This is a genomic window from Sphingomonas baiyangensis (assembly GCF_005144715.1).
GTDB lineage: Bacteria > Pseudomonadota > Alphaproteobacteria > Sphingomonadales > Sphingomonadaceae > Sphingomonas > Sphingomonas baiyangensis.
Window position 1 is genome coordinate 56771 of sequence record NZ_SWKR01000002.1, and the last position, 15878, is coordinate 72648.

The 15878-nt window shown below is 65.2% G+C and carries 13 protein-coding genes and 1 tRNA gene; 6 read left to right on the forward strand and 8 right to left on the reverse strand.

The window, feature by feature from the left end; genetic code table 11:
• Positions 1-52 precede the first annotated feature (52 nt).
• Together rplA and rplK are read right to left on the reverse strand one after the other, a co-directional pair.
• Positions 53-751, reverse strand: coding sequence for a 50S ribosomal protein L1 (gene rplA, locus FBR43_RS03330; RefSeq protein WP_136941849.1), 699 nt, complete (start codon positions 749-751; stop codon positions 53-55).
• Between the two features lie 4 nt (positions 752-755).
• A complete protein-coding gene (rplK, locus tag FBR43_RS03335; protein ID WP_136941850.1) occupies positions 756-1187 on the reverse strand; it encodes a 50S ribosomal protein L11 in 432 nt (143 codons plus the stop codon).
• A 286-nt stretch (positions 1188-1473) separates the two neighbouring features.
• Between rplK and katG the strand changes: the two genes are divergently transcribed.
• The 3 genes from katG (at position 1474) to FBR43_RS03350 (ending at position 6405) form a co-directional block, all read left to right on the forward strand.
• Entirely contained in the window at positions 1474-3705 is a 2232-nt protein-coding gene (gene katG / locus FBR43_RS03340; RefSeq protein WP_136941851.1) for a catalase/peroxidase HPI, read from the forward strand.
• A 110-nt stretch (positions 3706-3815) separates the two neighbouring features.
• Complete coding sequence (locus FBR43_RS03345; RefSeq protein WP_136941852.1) at positions 3816-5312, forward strand: amidase; 1497 nt, start codon at positions 3816-3818, stop codon at positions 5310-5312.
• A gap of 115 nt (positions 5313-5427) precedes the next feature.
• Positions 5428-6405 (forward strand): hypothetical protein, encoded by a 978-nt coding sequence (locus tag FBR43_RS03350; RefSeq protein WP_136941853.1) that lies wholly within the window; start codon positions 5428-5430, stop codon positions 6403-6405.
• A gap of 7 nt (positions 6406-6412) precedes the next feature.
• Here the strand turns inward: FBR43_RS03350 and FBR43_RS03355 are convergent, their stop codons facing one another.
• The 6 genes from FBR43_RS03355 to FBR43_RS03380 all read right to left on the reverse strand — a co-directional run bounded on the left by FBR43_RS03355 (position 6413) and on the right by FBR43_RS03380 (position 13989).
• Entirely contained in the window at positions 6413-8308 is a 1896-nt protein-coding gene (locus tag FBR43_RS03355; RefSeq protein WP_136941854.1) for an AAA family ATPase, read from the reverse strand.
• A 395-nt stretch (positions 8309-8703) separates the two neighbouring features.
• A complete protein-coding gene (nusG, locus tag FBR43_RS03360) occupies positions 8704-9240 on the reverse strand; it encodes a transcription termination/antitermination protein NusG (RefSeq protein ID WP_136941855.1) in 537 nt (178 codons plus the stop codon).
• A 41-nt stretch (positions 9241-9281) separates the two neighbouring features.
• On the reverse strand, positions 9282-9479 hold the full coding sequence (secE, locus tag FBR43_RS03365) for a preprotein translocase subunit SecE (protein ID WP_136941856.1): 198 nt from the start codon (positions 9477-9479) through the stop codon (positions 9282-9284).
• Positions 9480-9646: 167 nt separating this feature from the next.
• Positions 9647-9722: transfer RNA gene (locus tag FBR43_RS03370), tRNA-Trp, on the reverse strand.
• A 100-nt stretch (positions 9723-9822) separates the two neighbouring features.
• Positions 9823-12183, reverse strand: coding sequence for a putative bifunctional diguanylate cyclase/phosphodiesterase (locus FBR43_RS03375; RefSeq protein WP_249276436.1), 2361 nt, complete (start codon positions 12181-12183; stop codon positions 9823-9825).
• Positions 12184-12273: 90 nt separating this feature from the next.
• On the reverse strand, positions 12274-13989 hold the full coding sequence (locus tag FBR43_RS03380) for a fatty acyl-AMP ligase (protein ID WP_136941857.1): 1716 nt from the start codon (positions 13987-13989) through the stop codon (positions 12274-12276).
• Positions 13990-14149: 160 nt separating this feature from the next.
• On the opposite strand from FBR43_RS03380, the gene FBR43_RS03385 reads away from it, so the two are divergent.
• The 3 genes from FBR43_RS03385 to FBR43_RS03395 all read left to right on the forward strand — a co-directional run bounded on the left by FBR43_RS03385 (position 14150) and on the right by FBR43_RS03395 (position 15865).
• Positions 14150-14719 carry a regulatory protein RecX gene (locus FBR43_RS03385; protein ID WP_136941858.1) on the forward strand — a complete coding sequence of 190 codons (570 nt, stop codon included), beginning with the start codon at positions 14150-14152 and terminating at the stop codon, positions 14717-14719.
• Between the two features lie 98 nt (positions 14720-14817).
• Positions 14818-15348, forward strand: a complete 531-nt coding sequence (locus tag FBR43_RS03390; protein ID WP_249276437.1) for a cold-shock protein — start codon at positions 14818-14820, stop codon at positions 15346-15348.
• 7 nt (positions 15349-15355) lie between these two features.
• Entirely contained in the window at positions 15356-15865 is a 510-nt protein-coding gene (locus FBR43_RS03395; protein WP_249276438.1) for a DUF192 domain-containing protein, read from the forward strand.
• Positions 15866-15878 lie beyond the last annotated feature (13 nt).

Sequence of the window (15878 nt, forward strand, 5' to 3'; positions counted from 1 at the left end):
AAAAGGGCCGGGATCGCTCCCGGCCCTTTCGTGTTTCTGCGATCGGATACGATCAGGCGGTCGCCACCTCGGCGGTGTCGACCTTGATGCCCGGACCCATCGACGAGCTGATCGCGACCTTGCGGACATACTTGCCCTTGGCGCCCGTCGGCTTGGCCTTCACCACCGCATCGACCAGCGCGTCGAAATTGGCGCGAAGGTCTTCGGCGGGGAAGCTCGCCTTGCCGATGCCCGAATGGATGATGCCCGCCTTCTCGACGCGATACTCGACCTGCCCGCCCTTGGCGGCTTTCACCGCCTCGGCGACGTTCATCGTCACGGTGCCGAGCTTGGGGTTGGGCATCAGGCCCTTGGGGCCGAGCACCTTGCCGAGCCGTCCGACGACGCCCATCATGTCGGGCGTCGCGATGCAGCGATCGAACTCGATCTTGCCGCCCTGGATCGTCTCCATCAGGTCTTCGGCGCCCACCACGTCGGCACCTGCTTCACGCGCCTCGTCTGCTTTGGCGCCCTTGGCGAACACGCCCACGCGCACCGTCTTGCCGGTGCCCTTGGGCAGCGTCACGACGCCGCGCACCATCTGGTCGGCATGGCGCGGATCGACGCCGAGGTTCAGTGCGACCTCGATCGTCTCGTCGAACTTCGAGGTGGCGTGCGTGCGCGCCAGCGCGATCGCCTCGTCGATGCCGTACAGCTTCTCGCGGTCGACGGCGGTGGCCAGCGTCTTGGCCTTCTTGGTCAGCTTGGCCATCGGATCAGCCCTCCACCACTTCGAGGCCCATCGCGCGGGCCGAACCTTCGATGATCTTCGTCGCGGCGTCGATGTCGTTCGCGTTGAGGTCCTTCATCTTCGCGGTGGCGATTTCCGAAAGCTGCGAGCGCTTGATCTTGCCGGCCGATACCTTGCCCGGCTCCTTCGAGCCCGACTTGAGGTTGGCGGCCTTCTTGATGAGATAGGTCGCCGGCGGCGTCTTGGTCTCGAAGCTGAAGCTGCGATCGGCATAGACGGTGATGACGGTGGGAAGCGGCGTGCCGACTTCCTGATCGCCCGTCGACGCGTTGAACGCCTTGCAGAATTCCATGATGTTGACGCCGCGCTGGCCCAGTGCGGGGCCGATCGGCGGGCTGGGGTTGGCCTTGCCGGCCGGCACCTGCAGCTTGATATAGCCGGTGATCTTCTTTGCCATTGGTCTCACTCTGTTGCCGCCGCGCACCCTTGCGGGCGAACGGCCGGTTCAAGTTAAGCGGTCGAGCGGGCGCCGGGGCACCCTCCCGCGTATTTCCATCGCTAGCGTTGGAAGGCGGCGCGCATAGCGCATCGCGGCGATGGCGGCAAGCGCCCCCGAACGGCACGGCCAGCCGCGCGATTGATCGGATGAATCGCTCAAGCCAACCGAGTTTAATCACTTCAGCCGATCGCGCCCAACGATTAACATGGGGCCAGATTCCCATATTCGACAGGAGATTCTCTGCATGGACGCGATCACCACCGGCGATCCGCTCGGCTGCCCGGCCAAGAAGCCCGCGGCGATGCGCTCGCTGCTGGGCCGCACCAGCCGTGACTGGTGGCCCAATCAGCTCAGCCTCGAAATCCTTCAGCAGAACGGCCTGTCGGGCGATCCGATGGGCGACGATTTCGATTACGCCGCCGAGTTCAAGACGCTCGATTTGGCCGCAGTGAAGCGGGACCTCACCGCGCTGATGACCGACAGCCAGCCCTGGTGGCCCGCTGATTACGGCCACTATGGCCCGTTCTTCATCCGCATGGCGTGGCATTCGGCGGGCACCTATCGCACCGGCGATGGTCGCGGCGGCGCATCGTCGGGCTCGCAGCGATTCGCGCCGCTCAACTCGTGGCCCGACAACGCCAATCTCGACAAGGCGCGCCGCCTGCTGTGGCCGATCAAGGCGAAGTATGGCCGCAAGCTGAGCTGGGCCGATCTGTTCATCCTCGCGGGCAATGTCGCGATCGAATCGATGGGCGGTCCGGTGTTCGGCTTCGGCGGCGGTCGCGCCGACGTGTTCGAGCCCGAGAAGGACATCTATTGGGGCACCGAGGAACAGTGGGTCGGCCAGGAAGGCAACGAGACCCGCATCCAGCCTGACAAGGAAATGGTGCTCGAAAGCCCGCTCGCGGCGATCCAGATGGGCCTCATCTACGTCAATCCCGAAGGTCCGGGCGGCGTGCCTGATGCCGCGCAGTCGGGACGCGACATCCGCGAGACGTTCGCGCGCATGGGCATGAACGACGAGGAAACCGTGGCGCTTACCGCCGGCGGCCACACTTTCGGCAAGGCGCATGGCGCGGGCGACGCATCGCTCGTGGGTGCCGAGCCCGAGGGCGCCGACATCGCGCAGATGGGCATGGGCTGGCAGTCGGGCCATGAGAGCGGCGTCGGCGATCACACCATCACCTCAGGCATCGAGGGATCGTGGACGCCCACGCCGGTCAAGTGGGACATGACCTATTTCGACATGCTGCTCGACCATGAGTACGAGCTGGTGAAGAGCCCCGCCGGCGCGAAGCAGTGGCAGCCCGTCGGCAACCCGGCCGAGACGCAGGCGCCCAAGGCGCATTCTCCCGACGTGCGCGTGCCGACGATGATGACCACCGCCGACATGGCGATGAAGGTCGATCCCGAATATCGCAAGATCATGGAGAAGTTCCGGGCCGATCCCGATTACTTCGCCGATGCTTTCGCGCGCGCATGGTTCAAGCTGTGCCACCGCGACATGGGGCCCAAGGCGCGGTATCTCGGCGCGGATGTGCCTGCCGAGGACCTGATCTGGCAGGACCCGATCCCCGCGGCCGACTATGCGCCGATCGACGATGCCGACATCGCATCGCTCAAGGACAAGATCGCCGCATCGGGGCTGTCGACTGCCGATCTGGTGCGCACGGCCTGGGCGTCGGCCTCGACCTATCGCAGCTCGGATCATCGCGGCGGCGCCAATGGCGCGCGCATCCGCCTCGCCCCCCAGAAGGACTGGGACGTCAACGAGCCCGACAATCTGGCGCGCGTGCTCGGCGTGTATGAAGGCATCAAGGCCGACTTCGATGGCGCGGCGAGCGGCGGCAAGAAGGTGTCGATTGCCGATCTCATCGTTCTTGGCGGCTCGGTCGGCGTCGAGCAGGCGGCGAAGGCCGCGGGCCACGACATCAGCGTGCCCTTCACCCCCGGCCGCACCGATGCGACCGAGGAGATGACCGACGCCGACAGCTTCGACGTGCTCGAGCCCAAGGTCGACGGCTTCCGCAACTATCTGCAGGTGCCGTACAACGTGCCGACCGAGGAGCTGCTGGTCGATCGCGCCCGGCTGCTCAACCTGAGCGCGCCCGAGATGACGGTGCTGGTGGGCGGCCTTCGCGTGATCGGCGCCAACCACGAGGATCAGCCGCACGGCGTGCTCACCAAGCGCAAGGGGCAGCTGACCAACGACTATTTCGTCAACCTGCTCGACATGGCGACGGCGTGGAAGGAAGTCGACGATCGCGGCGACGAGGTATTCGTCGGCACCGATCGCCACACCGACGAGGAGCTGTGGACCGCGACGCGCACCGACCTGGTGTTCGGCTCGAACTCGCAGCTGCGCGCCCTGTCCGAGGTCTATGCCTCGGCCGATGCGGGCGACAAGTTCGTCGCCGATTTCGTCAAGGCATGGGTCAAGGTGATGAACGCCGATCGTTTCGATCTGGCCAACTGATACCGCACGGAAGGCCGTCGGGTCGCGAAGGGGTCGGGCGCAAGCCCGGCCCCTTTTTCGTGGGCGGCGCCACCCATTGCGCGGCGCCATCCCGCGCGGCATCAAGCAACATGCGCCATTTGCTGCTCGCCTTCGCCCTGCCGCTCGCCGCCTGCGCCGGCACCGCTCCGCCGCCCACCGGCGCCGCGCCCGCCAGCGCCAGCGATCAGGCGGCGTCCTATCTGCGCCGCATCGCCGCGATCGACGATGATGGGCCCAAGCTCAACGCCGTCATCGCGGTAAATCCGCGCGCGCCCGCCGAGGCCGCCGCCGCCGCGCGCCTGCCGCTTGCCGGGCGCGCGGTGCTGGTGAAGGACAATATCGAGACGCGCGAGCTGCCCACCACCGCCGGCAGCCTCGCGCTCGCCGCCAATGCGCCGGGCCGCGACGCGCCGCTCGTCGCGCGGATGCGGGCAGCGGGCGGCGTGGTGCTCGGCAAGGCCAATCTCTCCGAATGGGCGAACATCCGCAGCGACAATTCGACCAGTGGATGGAGCGCGGTGGGCGGGCTGGTGCGCAACCCGCACGCGATCGATCGCAACGCCTGCGGCTCGTCGTCGGGCAGCGGCGCGGCGGTGGCGGCGGGGCTCGCCTGGGCCGCGATCGGCACCGAGACCGACGGATCGATCACCTGTCCCGCCAGCGTCAACGGTGTCGTGGGCTTCAAGCCGACGGTGGGCATGGTCAGCCGCACGCATGTCGTCCCCATCAGCGCCGCGCAGGACACCGCCGGGCCGATGGCCATGAGCGTCGCCGATGCCGCGCTGCTGCTCGGCGCGATCGCGGGCAGCGACCCCGCCGATCGCGCCACGACCGGGGCCGATGCCCGCCGCACCGATTTCACCGCCGGCCTTGCCGATGCCTCGCTCGCGGGCGTGCGCATCGGCGTGCTGCGTCGTCAGGTGGGTAGCCGCCCCGGCGTGACGCGCCTGTTCGAACAGGCGCTCGCCGATCTGCGCGCCGCCGGCGCCGTCCCCGTCGAGATTGCGTTCCAGCCCGATGCCGCGATGTACCGCGACGAGCTGACGGTGCTGCTCTACGAGCTGCGCACCGGCATGGACGCCTATCTCGCCAGCCTGCGCGGCGCCGGCCTGCCGCGCACGCTCGCCGATATCGTCGCGTTCAACAAGGCCAATGCGCCAAGCGAGCTGCGCTGGTTCGGGCAGGAGCTGTTCGAGCGCGCGCTGACCGCGACCGACGCGGCCGCCTATCGCAAGGCGCTCGCCGACAGCCGCCGGCTGGCCGGCCCCGAGGGAATCGACCGGCTGCTGCGCGAGCACCGCGTCGCCTTCGTCGTCGCGCCCACCACCGGCCCCGCCTGGGCGAGCGATCTCGTAAACGGCGACAATTTCGCCGGCGGCATCGGTGCGGGCAGCCTTGCCGCCATTGCGGGCTATCCGCACCTCACCGTGCCGATGGGGCAGGTCGAGCGGCTGCCCGTGGGGCTGAGCTTCATCGGCGCCCGCTGGGCCGACCACGCCGTGCTCAAGGCGGGTGCCGCCTATGAGCGCGCGCGCACCGCGCCGCTCGCGCCGCCCTCGCTCGATCGCTGGTCGCCGACACCCTGACCGGTCACGTCCTGCCGCCGTTCGTATCGAGCGAAGCCGAGATACGCGTCGAGCGCAGCGAGAACACACACGCCACCCGCTTGCAAAGTTGGATGTCGCGGAACACAAGGCGAACATGCCGCGCCGCCGCGATCCGAAACTCCACGCCGTCCAGCTCTCCAGCTTCCTGCGCGCGCTCGCCCGCACCGGCAATGTCCGCGCCACCGCGTGCGACCTAGGCCTCAATCGCGCCACGCTCACGCGCCGCCGCGCCAGTGATCCGCGGTTCGCGCAGAAATGGGACGCCGCGCTCGCGCTCGCCAGCGCCCGGCTGCACGCCGCGCGCGAGGATGCGCCGCCCGACGATCCGTGCCGTCCGCCGCCTGCGATGCGCGACGCCGCGCATCTCGTCCAGCAGCCCGGCGGCCGGCTGCAACTGCGTGCCGATGGCAAGGCGCGCCGCGTCGACCGCGCGGTGCAGCAGGCGTTCCTCTCGGCGCTTGCCGCCACCGCCAATGTCCGCCTCGCCGCGCGCGTCACGGGCTTCGCGCATTCGACCTTCTACACGCTCGCGCGCCGCGATCCGGGCTTCGAGCGCGAGATGGGTCTGGCGCTCGAATGGGGGTGCGCGGGCCTCGAGCTGGCGCTGATCGAGAGCTTCACCGTCGAGGCGCACGAGCACGATGCGTGGCGCCACAACGACGTGCCGCCGATCCCCGCGATGACGCCCGATCAGGCGCTGACGCTGCTCGCGATGCACCGCCGCGACAAGACGCGCGACCTGCGCCGCATGCGCAAGCGCCGCTGCGAGAGCGAGGACGACCTGACCGCCCGGCTGGGCGAGGCCTATCGCGAGGAACAGGCGCGCTCGGCGCACCAGCTGCGCATCGAAGCCACCGACGCCGCCCTCATCCGCGCGCTCGACCGCCTGAAGGAAAAACCCCCGATCGCGCCGCTACCGTCGCTCGATCAGGTCGCGGCGGAAATGGGCGGGGAGGGGAGTAGGGGCGGGGCGATAGGCCGCGAGCTGATTGACGGCTCGTGCAACGAAACTCGGGAAAGCGGCCGTCCAGAGCGCGACCATGCAACTAAGCGGTCCATCTATCCGCCTTAACGTGCTATTAAGCCTCCAGCCGCTCTTTTAACTTGGTAATGAGTTCGCCACCCGTTTGTGCAAATTTTTTGCTTAACGGTTCAACGTTGCCACATGCCAGCCGCTCTTGAAAAAAACGCCGTATCTGCCCCTTGGTCGGAGCCTTTCCCAACGATAATGCGGACTGGATTACATTTCGCGCCTCGTCGTCTAGCAAATCTTCGATGACCTTTACGCCAACAACGAGTTCATCGATCGTAACAAGGCGTTCTGCGGGGATACCGAACTCCTCTGCGTAGCGATCACGCTCAGTCTTACCGGCAATATCGCCGTCGAGTACGAACAGAAATTTTAAATTCCATCCGACGTGCAAGGCTGCGAGCGCGCCGAACGTTCCCGCACCCAAACCTGGCAACAGCGGAATATCATCGATACCTAGCAGCTTGGACAGATAACGAAGGATATAGTAGTCGGACTTTCCCTCCAAAACGATAGACGCTTTTTGCGCATCAAATTTCGATGGAACGACCGCGAGTCGGTCCAAGATTGGTTGAAAGTAACTCGTCTGGCCGGGGAAAAAGTTGACGAAGTTTCTATACGTCTCAACCTTGATATCCAGAGACTCGTCATCCAAGGATATATCGTCAAGCACCGACATTACTGGAGCGTCCGCTCGGTTTGTGACGATGAAAGTTTGTTCAAGCCACTTTGGTTCGATGAGATAATGGCTATGCGTGGAGTAAGCTAAAGTGTGTTCGCCCTTCGCGATTTCGGGAAATGACTCGATGAGCTTTTGCTGCGCAGCGGCGTGAAGATTGGATGCAGGCTCGTCAAATAAGAAAAGCAGAGGCCTCGAGCCGGAGCCAGTGCGGGCTACGCGAAATTGCGTAAAAAGCATGAATGAAAAAAACCAACGAAACCCCAGAGATCGATCGTTGACGTTAAAGCGACGCGTTCCGTCCCGAATTTGAAATCGGACAAACAGATCATGTTCGTGCGTTTTTAATGTTTTTCCTTGAGCATCCTGAACCTCGCCTTCTAAAGTATCAAAAGTAATAATTACTTCCTTACCCCGGGTGTCTTCGCCAAAAATTTTATTCCATCGACCAAACACCAGTTTTGTGACCGCTGCACCGGCACGGTCCATAACGTGCTGAATTTTCTCCTTGTCGTCATTCGTCCCCCAAAGGGACAAGAAAGAGAGCCACGGCACGCGCATACTATTCGCCCGGAGGCGTCTAAGAATATCTTTTTCGATAGTGTGACTGCGACCATCGTAATCAAGAATGTCTTGAAACGTCCGGCGATAGAACTGATCGACAATATCGCCGCGGTTCGTCAGGAAAACCGTTTCAGGAAAATCGAATACGAAGGTTGGAAAGTAAGCAATATCTGGCGTAAAGGCATATGCCGCTTGTCTAATCTGCGTCGATTCATCACCTCTCGGCTCCCGCCATTTCCGTTGTTTTAGGCCTTTGACTTCCAACTTTGTTCTAAGGGTAAAATAGCTTTTCTTGAAATCACCATTTTCAAATCTTTGCTGTCGCTGAAACACCAGCTCGTCGGGAAATGTCTCAACGTTTAAGTGCAAATTGTGGGAGGTGAGCAAGTGCTTCGCGACCTTCTCCTTGTCCTCGGGCGTGACGCTTACAACGGCAGTAACGGAGACGTCGCCGGTAAAGTCCGACAATGCGTGGCGTGGAACTCGCTCGTTAAAGGGAACGCCCATCCCGGCCTCACCGCCTAGCAGCTCGCTAGTGGCATCGTCCGGCGAAAAACTGTGGATCGCTTCAAGAACGGTAGTCTTCCCACTCTCGTTGAGGCCCACAAAAGCGAATACGTTCGCCCCCGCAAGGGACTGCAAATTAACCGTCGTGTCCTTAATGCCTTTAAAATTCTCGATCCGAAAGGATTTGTAACGCATTGTCCGCTCCCGAATTCCGTCTGAACAACTCCCCTAATATCGATCGCAGTGTCAACAGTATGTTCGTTAGGTGTTCGCCTCTCCGATCCAACGACGAAGCAGACCAAGGCATTGTGGGACCTTTGTTGGGTCTGGACGAGCGGGGTTATGCGCGCATCTGCCGTATAGCCGGTTGTGAACCAAATCCCGGAAGAGGCTACCAGTCTTCCACATCGTGCGTTCTGATTTTCCCCAGAACCGTCGAAAGTAGCAGTATTAATGAGAGCGGCTTTTGGGAGTGCCTTCGTGGCCCTCGAATGATCGACATTAGGCGCCCCCCACAACAAAAAAAGCGCGAGGCTCGCACCCCGCGCTTCCCATTCCGTCCCACACCCGCCGCCACCGGCGGGCCGCGCTCACTTGCTGCGTTCGACCTGCTCGAAATCGAGTTCCACCGGCGTTGCGCGGCCGAAGATCGATACGCTGACCTTGACCTTCGACTTGTCGAAATCGAGTTCCTCGACCAGGCCGTTGAAGCTGGCGAAGGGGCCGTCGAGCACCTTCACCTGATCGCCGATCTCGTAATCGACCTTGATCTGCTGCTTGGGCGCGGCGGCGGCTTCTTCCTTGGTGTTCAGGATGCGTGCGGCCTCGGCCTCGCTGATCGCCTGCGGCTTGCCCATGCTGCCCAGGAAGCCCGTCACCTTGGGCGTGTTCTTGACCAGGTGGTACACATCGTCGTTCATCGCCAGCTTCGCCAGCACATAGCCGGGGAAGAACTTGCGCTCGGACTGCACCTTCTTGCCGCGGCGCACTTCGGTGACGGTCTCGGTCGGCACCTCGACGCTCTCGACCAGCTGGTCGAGCCCCAGCCGCGTCGCGTCGGCCAGGATCTGGTCGCGAACCTTGTTCTCGAAGCCCGAATAGGCGTGAATGATGTACCAGCGCGCCATGCTATTGTCCGTTGTCCGTGTTGATTGGTCCGCGTGGAGGCTCAGTCGGCGAGCGAAAGCAGGCCCTGCACGATCGCATCGAAGATCGAATCGACGCCGAGGAAGAACAGCGCCAGCAGCGCCGTCATGATGACCACCATGATCGCGGTGCTCACCGTCTCCTTGCGCGTCGGCCACGTCACCTTGGCGGTTTCGGCCTTCACCTGGTTGACGAACTCGATCGGCGACGTCTTGGCCATGCGGCACCTTCTTTGCGGGCGGTGCAATGCACCATGTTCGGGCCGACCGCCGGGCATGGGTCCGCTGCCCGGCCCTTCGGGGCTCGGTGCGGATCATCCAGACTGTCGGATAGAAGCGGCTATCTAGCGCCGCGCGGCCGGCCGCGCAAGGGCGGCGGCGGTGCGGCTGGCAGGAGTGGAGGGACTCGAACCCACGGCCCTCGGTTTTGGAGACCGATGCTCTACCAACTGAGCTACACTCCTGCGGCCCGCATTCCCGACATCCGGCATCGAAATGGCGGCGGGGAAACGCCTGGGCGGCGCTTCCCCTAGCAGCCGATCGCCGTGTAGGACAGCGCAAAAATCACGCCGCCACGCTTTCGCCGCGCTTGCGCCGCGTGGCGAGGTGCAGCGCCTCATGCGCGGGCAGGGGGCGGCCGAAATAATAGCCCTGCACCTTGGTGCACCCCAGCTCCTGCACCATGCGGTGCTCCTCCTCGGTCTCCACGCCCTCCGCCGTCGTCGCCATTCCCAGGCTCTGCGCCAGCGCCACCACTGCGCGGATGATCGCGATCGCCTCGCGCACGCCCTTCGAGGCGCCCTGCACGAAGCTGCGATCGATCTTGATCGACGAGAATTTGGTCCGCGAGAGATAGCCGAGCGACGAATAGCCCGTACCGAAATCGTCGAGGCTCAGCCGGCAGCCGAGATCGAGAATATGCTCGAGCACCTTCACCGCGCCGGTGCCTTCGCGCATGAACACGCTTTCGGTCACTTCCAGTTCGAGCCGGTTTGGCGTGATGCCGCTCTGCGCCAGCGCCTGCGCCACCACCGCCACGAACGCCGGATTGTGCAGCTGCTCGGGACTGACATTGACCGCCACGCGCACGTCGTCGTCCCATTTCGCCGCCTCGTTGCAGGCATGGCGCAGCACCCATTCGCCGATCGGCGCGATGAGGCGCGCATCCTCGGCAAGCGGTACGAACTTGGCGGGGCTGATCGGCCCCAGCTCGGGATGCGTCCAGCGCAGCAGTGCCTCGAACCCCGTCAGCCCGCCAGTATCGGCATTGACCACCGGCTGGAAATTGAGGTGCAGCTCGTCGTTCTGGAGCGCGTTGCGCAGCGCGATCTCGAGCACGCGGCGCTCTTCGGCGGCGACATGGAGCTGCGGCTCATAGACGTGATAGACGCCGCCCCCCGCATCCTTCGAGCGATAGAGCGCAAGGTCGGCCGAGCGCACCAGCATCTCGGCGGTGCGCCCGTCGCGCGGGCCGATCGCGAGGCCCACCGATGCGCCGATATAGAGCGTGTGCTGGTCGACCTCATAGGGCCGCGACAGCTTGTGGATGATCGTCTTGGCCAGTTGCTCGAGCCGCTCGGTATCGCGCGCGTCGCGCACCACCACGGCGAATTCGTCGCCGCCCAGCCGGCCGATCACCTCATTCTCGGTGATGAGCTGCTGCAGCCGCTCGGATACGCGACCGAGCAACCGGTCGCCGATCGGGTGGCCGAGCGAATCGTTCACCGCCTTGAAGCGGTCGAGGTCGATCATCATGAACGCGCAACGCCCGCCCCATTTCTCGGCGTCGGCCATCGCGCGCGCCAGCGCCTCGTTGATGAGCAGGCGGTTGGGCAGGCCGGTGAGCAGATCGTACCGCGCCATGCGGTTGATCTTATCGGTCGACTTGCGCGCTTCGGTCACGTCGGAGCCAACGCCGCGAAAGCCGATAAAGGCGCCGCGCTCGTCGAAGCGGGGCGATGCGGCGATCTCCCACCAGCGTTCCTCGCCGTTGACGGTGACGGGCACCAGCAGGTCGCGAAACGCCTCGCGCGTTTTCAACCGCTCGGCGAGCGTGCGCAGCCCCGCGGCGAACTCGCCCGTTTCCCAGGTCGGGCCGGCAAGCACCTGGAGGAAGGGCATGCCATTGACCGCGATCGGATCGAGCCCCACCGAATAGGCGAAGCGCGGGCTGGCACGCACAACGCGGCGCTGCGCATCGGTTTCCCATAGCCAGTCGGCGGAGTTCTCCTCGAACTCCCGCAGCAACAGGCTCACCGTCTCGTCGCGCTCGGCAAGCGCGATCTCGTTGGCACGGATCACGACCAGCGCCTTGCCGCGCACGAAGCAGGCGAAGATCAAGAGCGCGGTGAAGAACAGCGCCGCGGCCGAAAGCACCGGATCGACCGCCAGGCCGAGCGTTGCGGAAACGGTGATGCCGAGCACAAGCAGAAAGGCAGTGGTGGCAAGCGGCAGCGCGGCCATGGCGACGGCCGACGCGGTCATCAGGATCGACAGCACGATCCACAGGCCGAGGGCCGCCCCGCCGCTCGCCGTGAAGCCGAACGCGACAGGAGCGATTGCCCAGACCACGCCGAGCGCCAACCCGTCGAACAGCGTATCGCGGACTTCGCGCACGCTGGCGGTCGCCCGGTTGCGATTGCGCGTCGCCAGCCGGCGCATGACGACGACGCTGGCGACCGTCGTGACGGCGATCGCCCAGCTGACCAGCAGCCAGAGCGGCGCGATCTCCTTGAGCAGCAGCAGGATAAGCAGCGCCCCGAAGACGTTCGCCGCGAGCAGGAACAAGGCGAGCTGGTTGCCCGCGTTGAGCTGCGCCGCGCGAATCGGCCCCCAGTCCATCGCATCGGCGGGATCGTAAAGCCCCAGGAGCGCCCGGATGTCGATCCGGGGCTTGGCGAACTGCGAGGAAGCGGCACTGGTCACCCGCCGGGTCTACGTCGGGCTAGGTTAGCGATCGGTTAGGAGCGTGCGGCGTGTGCGTAATTTTCGTTCATTAGTCGTCGCCGCAAGCGCTCAGGCTGCGATATCGTAGGGCTTGATCTCGCCGGCCAGATACAGGTTGCGCGCCTTTGCGCGGCTGAGCTTGCCCGAGCTGGTGCGCGGCAGCGTGCGCGGCGGCACGAGCTCGATCACGCAGTTCATGCCGGTGACCGAGCGGACGCGTTCACGAATCTCGTCGCGCAGCCGCGTGCGCTCGGCATCATCGGACGTGCGGCACTGCACGAGTACCGCAGGCGTCTCCTCGCCGCCCGGCGTGGTGATCGCGAAGGCGGCGATATCACCCGCCTTGAAGCCGGGCAGCTGCTCGACTGCCCACTCGATATCCTGCGGCCAGTGATTGCGCCCGTTGACGATGATCATGTCCTTGGCGCGGCCGACGATGTAGACATAGCCGTCGGACAGATAGCCCATGTCGCCGGTGTCGAGCCAGCCGTCGCGCAAGCACGCCTCGGTCGCGGCGGTATCGCGGAAATAGCCGACCATCACGCTCGGCCCGCGACACCAGACCTTGCCGATGGCCTTGTCGGGTAGTGGGGTTCCGTCCTCCTCGCGGATTTGGACTTCCATGTCGCGCACGGGGCGTCCGCAATTGACGATCGAGCGGTAGCGCTGCGGCCGGTCGCCATCGGCCGACATGCCAGAGAGCTGCGTCTCCTCGACGAGTTCGACGACGATGCCTTCGCCCGGCGGCATGATCGATACCGCCAGCGTCGCCTCGGCGAGGCCATAGCTCGGCAGGAATGCCGAGGCCTTGAAGCCCGCATCGGCGAACGCATCGACGAACTTCTGCATCACGTCGGGCCGGATCATATCGGCGCCGTTGCCCGCCACGCGCCAGCGGCTGAGATCGAAGCGATCGCTCGCCTTGGTCTGGCTCGACATGCGGCGCGCACAGATATCGTAGCCGAAGGTCGGCGAATAGCTGAGCGTGGTGCCCGGATTGCGGCTGATGAGCTCGAGCCAGGCAAGCGGACGGCGCGCGAAATCCTCGGTCTTGAGATAGTCGACCGATACCTGGTTGGCGACGGGCGAGAGGAAGCAGCCCACCAGCCCCATGTCGTGATACCAGGGCAGCCAGCTTACGCAGCGATCGCCTTCGATCAGCGCCATGCCGTGCGCGTGGGCCGCGAGGTTGTTGAGCAGCGCGCGGTGCGTGATCGCCACGCCGTGCGGAAAGCGCGTCGATCCGCTCGAATATTGCAGATAGGCGATGTCGTCGGTCTGCGCCGCCGGCAGCGGGACTTCAGGCGCGGGACGGGTTTCGAACGCCTCCCACTCGATGCCTTCCACACCAGCGATGCGGGCGGCTTCCCCGGCCATCGAGGCAAGCTCGGCAGGGTAGAACAGCATCTTGGGATCGCAGCTCTTCAGCTGGACGCCGAGCTGGTCGATATAGCTCTCGCGCCCGCCAAACGAGGTCGGCAGCGGCAGCGGGACGGGCCAGCCGCCCGCATAGACGACGCCGAAGAACAGGCTGGCGAACTCGGCTCCGGTCTCCGCGACAAGCGCGATGCGATCACCTGGCGCGACGCCCGCGTCGATCATCCGCCGCGCCTGCGCCAGCGCGTTCTCGCGCAGTTCGCGGTAGCTGTAGCCCCGGACGAGCTGACCGCGCGGATCGTGGAAGTTTAGGCCGAGCGTACCGGTGGCGGCATAGTCCAGCGCTTCGCCGAGCGTCGCGAAATCGGAGAAGCGGCGCTTCAGCGCATCGCTGCTGGGCGTCGCCATGGGGGAGTTGGAGTTGTTGTTCACGTCGAGCGATCCCGAGCCTTGGTCATGTTCATTCGCGCTCGTGCGCCGCCAGACGGCGGCAGACGCACGGGCAATCGTCGCCGGTCGCACGGCTTCACGTTCAAAATCAATCTCCACTGTGGCATAATCATGGCGCATGCGTACCGATCGTCCCCCGCCAAGCCCGCTCGATCGCGAGGCGCTGGAGCGCATGACGCTACGGTATGTAGGGCGTTACGCCACCACGCGAGCCAAGCTGGCAACCTATCTCCGGCGCAAGCAGCGCGAGCGCGGATGGCACGATTCGTCGCTTTCGGCCGAAGCGGCGGTCGAACGCATGGTGCAGCTATGCGCCGAGCGCGGCTATGTGGATGATCGAGGATTCGGTGAAATGCGTGCCGCCTCGATGGCGCGCAGGGGGCTGGGCGCGCGGCGCGTTGCCGCGACGCTGCGCGCCGATGGGCTGACGCCGGAGGATGCCGCCTTTCTCGACGAGGCGATCGATGCGCGATCGGTCGCCAGCGCGGTCGCGTTCGCGCGCCGCCGCCGGATCGGACCATTCGCTGCCGATCCGGCCGATCGTGCGCTGCGCGACAAGCAGATCGCCGCAATGGTGCGCGCGGGCCATTCGTTCGATATGGCACGCGAGATTGTGGCGATGTCGCCCATGTCTCAAATCGGGGAAGTGGCGGAGATCGAACGCCACTTGCTTCTTTCGCTTTCCTGAAACGCTATGTTAAGCTGGCGGCCGGGGGTAGAATTAAGATGCGTGCTGATCCGCGGCCTGTGCCCGAAGCGTTCCATTCCGATGACGACCCGGCGGCGATGAGCGCGCCGGCCGAATCGCTCGACCCGCGGGTATATGCCGGCACCGTCAAATGGTTCGATGTGACGCGCGGGTTCGGCTTTATCGTCTGCGATGATGCTGCGGTCGGCGACATTCTGGTCCACTTCACCATCCTGCAGCCGCTCGACCGGCGCAGCCTGCCCGAAGGTGCGCGCGTCGAATGTCTCGTCGTCCGGCGCGAACGCGGCCTGCAGGCCCGCGAAATCCTGTCGATCGACCTGTCGGGTGCCGTCGAGCCGCCGCGCGGGCGCACGCAGGGCGAGCGCGCCGAACGGCTGAAGCTGATCGCGGGGGCGGGGCCGTTCGAACCGGTGATGGTGAAGTGGTTCAACCGCCTCAAGGGCTACGGGTTTCTCGTGCGCCCGGGCGACGGTAGCGACGTGTTCGTGCACATGGAGACGCTGCGCCGCGGCGGTATCGAGGAAGTCGAGCCCGATGAGCCGCTGCGTGCGCGCATCGTCGACGGCGACAAGGGGCCGCTTGCCGTTGCGGTCGAAAGGCCCGATTAAGGGCCGCATGACCTTTCGCTTTCCAAATCTCGCGCTGCTGCTGGCGGCCGCGACGATTCCTGCAGCCTGCACTGCCGGCGAGACCGCTGGGTCCGCCGCCGAGGCGGCGACGGCCGAAATGATCGCGCTCCGCATCGAGGCTGCCGATGGCACGACGCACCGCTTCGATGCCGAGCCGGCGCGCACGCGCGAGGAGCAGGATCGCGGGTTGATGTACCGCACCGATCTGGGCCCGCAATCGGCGATGCTGTTCCATCCCTACCCGGCCGAAGGCGGCGGGCCGCGCGAGGCCAGCTTCTGGATGAAGAACACGCCGACGTCGCTCGACATCATCTTCATCCGTGCCGACGGTACGATCGCGCGCATCGCCGAGAATACCATTCCCTTCTCGGAAGCGCCGGTGGCCTCGGGCGAACCCGTCGCGGCGGTGCTCGAGATCGTCGGCGGGCGTGCTGCCGAACTGGGCATCGCTGCGGGCGATCGCGTGCGCTGGCAGGGTTTTCCGGCCGGGTCGTGACACGCGTGCGATT